The organism is uncultured Agathobaculum sp. (assembly GCF_963927765.1).
Classification (GTDB): Bacteria; Bacillota; Clostridia; order Oscillospirales; family Butyricicoccaceae; genus Agathobaculum.
This window is the reverse complement of sequence record NZ_CAWVCU010000041.1, coordinates 1-4,451: the sequence shown is the minus strand read 5'-3', so window position 1 is coordinate 4,451 and position 4,451 is coordinate 1. Positions and strand designations below refer to the sequence as shown.

Annotated in this window: 4 protein-coding genes; all 4 read left to right on the top strand. The window is 56.2% G+C overall.

All coding sequences use genetic code 11. From position 1 onward, the window contains the following. The first annotated feature begins 28 nt into the window (after positions 1-28). The 4 genes from ABGT74_RS03335 to ABGT74_RS03320 are packed head-to-tail and all read left to right on the top strand — an operon-like array spanning position 29 to position 4,330. Positions 29-598: a Maf family protein gene (locus ABGT74_RS03335; protein WP_346704452.1), complete on the top strand. Its 570-nt coding sequence runs from the start codon at positions 29-31 to the stop codon at positions 596-598. Positions 599-638: 40 nt separating this feature from the next. Next, on the top strand, positions 639-1,484 hold the full coding sequence (mreC, locus tag ABGT74_RS03330) for a rod shape-determining protein MreC (RefSeq protein ID WP_346704451.1): 846 nt from the start codon (positions 639-641) through the stop codon (positions 1,482-1,484). Positions 1,485-1,488: 4 nt separating this feature from the next. Continuing rightward, positions 1,489-1,998, top strand: a complete 510-nt coding sequence (mreD, locus tag ABGT74_RS03325; RefSeq protein WP_297283917.1) for a rod shape-determining protein MreD — start codon at positions 1,489-1,491, stop codon at positions 1,996-1,998. A gap of 22 nt (positions 1,999-2,020) precedes the next feature. Further along, positions 2,021-4,330, top strand: coding sequence for a penicillin-binding transpeptidase domain-containing protein (locus ABGT74_RS03320; RefSeq protein WP_346704450.1), 2,310 nt, complete (start codon positions 2,021-2,023; stop codon positions 4,328-4,330). The last annotated feature ends 121 nt before the right edge of the window (positions 4,331-4,451 follow it).

Here is a 4,451-nt window from a genome sequence, read left to right as displayed (position 1 = left end):
ACGGACTATATAAAAGAGGAGTCGAATAATGCAAATCGTTCTGGCGTCCGCATCGCCGCGCAGACGCGAACTGCTGGCGCTGATTACCGAGGAATTTACCGTCTGTCCGGCGGATGCAGATGAAACGCTGCGTCCCAGCGCGCCGCTCGAGGAAGAAGTCGTGCGCCTGTCGCAGCTCAAAGCACAGGCAGCGCAGCAGATGCATCCGGATGCGGTATGCATCGGGTCGGATACGATGGTCACAATAGACGGTCTGCCGCTGGGCAAGCCTGCGGACGAAAGACAGGCTGCGGACATGCTGCGCCGTTTGCGCGGACGCACGCATGAGGTGCTGACCGGACTGGCTGTTCTGCCGCCGAAAGGTGAGGCGCGCACGCTGTGCACCCGCACGCGCGTGACGTTCCGTGATTTTGATGAGGACGAACTGGCGGCCTATCTGGCCACAGGAGAGCCGCTGGACAAGGCGGGCGCTTACGGCATACAGGGGCACGGTGCGCTGCTCATTGAGGGCATTGAAGGTGATTATTACAGTGTTATGGGCCTGCCGGTGGCTGGACTGCATGTGATCCTGCGGCAGATTGCGCGGGAAACCTGTTGAAACCGGCGCTGCTTGGAACAATGAAAGGAGTTTAGAACTTTTGCGAAGACGTAACAGAGTGGGGTCCCGTTTTGTGGTCGGCGTGGTGGTTGTGATCGTGCTGTGCATCCTGTCCGCGCTGTACAGCGGTGTAACCGGCAATCCGTCTCCGGTGACCCGTTTGGTCAGCTTTGTGACCACGCCGGTACAGCGGTTGGCCTCCGGTGTGACCGGCGCGCTGGGCAAAGGGTTCGGGTACTTCACCGAATTTGACGAGCTCAAGGCGGAAAATGAGGAACTGAAGAAGCAAATCCGCGATATGGAGCAGGCGGTGCGTGACGCGGAACTGGCGATCGAGGAAAACAACCAGCTGCGCGCAGCGGCGGGCCAGCCCGAGCGCACGCGTGAACTGACGACCATCAATGCAGAGGTCATTGCCCGCAACCCGGGCGACTGGGCGATGACGCTCAGTTTGGACAAGGGCTCGTCCCACGGTGTGGAGGAAGGTGATCTGGTTACCACGGTGGACGGTATGGTGGGCTACGTCAGCGAGGTATATTCCAATAACTGTGAAGTCACAACCGTGATTGATGTGGAGATGCAGTGCGGCGCGCTCATTACCCGCACTCGTGAAACCGCCATTGCCGAGGGCAATTACGACCTGATGGCGGATGGCAATCTGCGTCTGTCCTATCTGACCGAGGATTCCAGCGTCGTCATTGGCGATACGGTGGAGACCTCCGGCCGCGGGGGACTGTTCCCCAAGGGCGTGATGATCGGCACGGTGGAAAGCGTGCTGCCGGAGGAAAACGGCATTTCCTATTATGCGGTCATCAAGCCGTTTGTGAATGTGGATACCGTATCGAGCGTTTCCATTGTCACCGACTTTACGGATACTACGGAGTGAGTACATGCAGAGAGAACAATTATCCATCCCGAAGGTTGTGCTGTACATCTTGTTTGTGCTGCTGATTTATGTGCTGCAAACCAGTTTGTTCGGTACATGGTCCATTCGCGGATACCATCTGGATTTGCTGCCCGCGCTGGTGGCTGCGGCTGCGCTGCTGGACGGCCCGGTCGAGGGCGTCATCATCGGCATCACAGTGGGGCTGTTTTACGATCTGGGCTTTATCGGCATTGACGGCCTGTATCCGTTGTTTTTCCTGATCTTCGGGTTTATTGCGGGGGAGATGAGCCGTCTGACGCTCAGCGGAAGCTATGTGTCCATGGTGCTGATGACGGCGTTTGAAATGATTGTGCTCGGGCTTTTGCGATATTTTTCCTATCTGCTGCCGCAGGCCGGCGCCTCGTTTGGTTTGGTGCTGCGGCAGATCATCGGCGGAACGCTGCTGGCCTGCCTGTTCTGCTTTATCGTGTATTGGCCGATGCAGAAAATCAGTCGAAAATTCGCCAACCGATGAGAAGCGAAAAGAGGAACCCCCTATGGTAAATAAAACTCAATTGCTGCGCCGCTTGCTGGTGCTGGGCTGCCTGCTGCTGCTGTGCGTGGGACTTGCAGGCGGACAGCTGCTTCAGCTACAGCTGATCAATGGGGAAAGCTATGTACGCCGTTCGGCAAGCTTTTTGACAACAACGTCTACCGTATCGGCAGCGCGCGGAGAAATTTTGGATCGCTATGGACGGGCAATGGTAACAAACCAGACCGGCTTTTCCCTTGTGCTGATCTATTCCTCCTTTTGGGAGGATAAGGAGGACCGCTTTGAGGTCCTGTTGGATCTGGCAAACCGGGTCAAGGCGGACGGGGCTGCGGCTGCATCCGGGGACACGACCGGCGGTGATATCGAGGACGGCACCGAAACGGAAACTGACACAACAGAAGAAACGAGCGGTGCTGTGCTCAACGATGTGATGCCGATCACGGATACCGCGCCGTATGAATATGTTGGTGCGGCGGGTGACTCCGAACGAAAGGCGTTGTCTGACTATATCAAGCAGAGCGCGGAAACGCTCGGCTTGCAAGCGGTGCAGGATGCCAAAACTGCTGCCAGTGCAGCAAATGAAACAAATCCGCAATATGATGCAGATGGCAATCTGATTGACCAAGTGGCACAGCTTGATGCGACTACGCTGGTCTCGGCCTCTGAGTTTGTCAGCGCTATGCGCACCTATATGGAGACAAACCTCGGTATGCCGACCGGACTGTCCGAGGCAGATGCGCGCACACTGGTCGGCTTGTATTACAGTATGCGCCGCGTAGGCTTCAACAATAATGCGACCTTTACCCTGGCGGACAATGTTTCTATGGATTTGATCGCCTATATTAAGGAGCACCACCAGCAGTATACCGGTGTGGATGTGCAGAGCGAAGCCATCCGCAAGTATGATACCACCTATGCCGCGCATTTGTTGGGAACGGTTGGCCCGATGTATACCGAGGAATGGACGGGCACGAAAAACGGCGGCCCGTATGAGGATAAGGCGGGCTACACCATGAACGACACCATCGGTAAAAGCGGTTTGGAGGCGGCGCTGGAGGAATACCTGCATGGTACGGCGGGGTCGCGCACCGTTGAAACCGATCTGGGCGGCGACAGCATCACTGACCACGCCAATTCGTATGCACCGCAGCCGGGTGACAATGTTATCACCACCATTGATCTGGAGCTGCAGGAAGTGGCGGAAAATTCTTTGGCAAACTACCTGTCTGAGTATCAGCGCGGCGGCGCTGCGGTTGCACTGGATCCGGACACGGGTGAGATGCTGGTCATGGCGTCCTATCCGACGTATGATCTGGAAAATTACAACAAGGATTATGACCAGATTTCCAGCGATTCCAGAAGCCCGGAGCTCAACCGCGCGACGCAGGGCCTGTATCCGCCTGGCTCTACCTTCAAGGTGCTGACCGCGATTGCGGCGCTTGAGGAGGGTATTATCGACGCGAATACAACCTATACCTGTGATGGTAAGTTTGAGTATGGCGGCGTGACTTTTACTTGTTCCAACCACGATCAGCCTATGACGCTGGATGTGACGCAGGCGATCAAATATTCCTGCAATGTATTCTTCTATAACGTCGGCCAGCAGCTCACCGGTGCACATTTGGAGCAGTGGTGTGATAAATTTGGCCTTGGCAATGTGACCGGCGTGGAGATCGCGGAGTATGCCGGTCAGGCAGCCGGTCCGACCGAGCGCGAGGCAAACCGCAAAAACGACCCCTCGCTGCGCGAGTGGCAGGGTGGTGACGTTGTCAACGCCGCGATCGGCCAGTCGGACAACCTGTTCACCCCCTTGCAGCTGGCTAACTACATGGCAGCGGTCGTCAATGGCGGCACGCTGTACCAGCCGACGCTGGTCAAGAGCATCAAGACCTATGATTATTCCGATGTGGTAGAGGAGCGGCAGCCCGAGGTGATCGGTACGATCGAGTTTTCGGACGCAACGCGTAATCTGGTCATGCAGGGCATGAGCGAGGTTACTGCGGAGGGCGGTACCGCGGCAACGACCTTTGCCGATTATCCGATCAAGGTCGGCGGTAAGACCGGTTCGGCGGAAATGTATGAGCTGTCCGATCCTGATGATCCGAACAGCGCGGTGATTGAATACACCAACGGCTTGTTCGTCGCTTTTGCGCCGTTTGACGATCCGGAGATCGTCATTTGCGTGGTTGGTGAAGGCGCGGGACACGGCTCTGCGGTCGCGCCGATCGTACGGGATATTCTCGACGCGTATTTCGCGGAAGAGGAGCCGGATACGGTGGAAGCAATACAGAGCGAAAACACAATGGTTCCGTAACGAACGCTTCAGCGCAATAAAAACTTTGCACAAGTGCTTGTAAATTGACGGTTGGTAGTTTATAATACAATATATAAGTTTTTGTATTTCGGAGGCGGTATGTTGAAGGTGATTCTGGTTG

What these genes read in the sequence shown, in the direction of transcription:
- ABGT74_RS03335 (WP_346704452.1), top strand. Translation starts at nt 29, where the DNA reads ATGCAAATCGTTCTGGCGTCCGCATCGCCGCGCAGACGCGAACTGCTG.
- mreD (WP_297283917.1), top strand. Translation starts at nt 1,489, where the DNA reads ATGCAGAGAGAACAATTATCCATCCCGAAGGTTGTGCTGTACATCTTG.
- ABGT74_RS03320 (WP_346704450.1), top strand. Translation starts at nt 2,021, where the DNA reads ATGGTAAATAAAACTCAATTGCTGCGCCGCTTGCTGGTGCTGGGCTGC.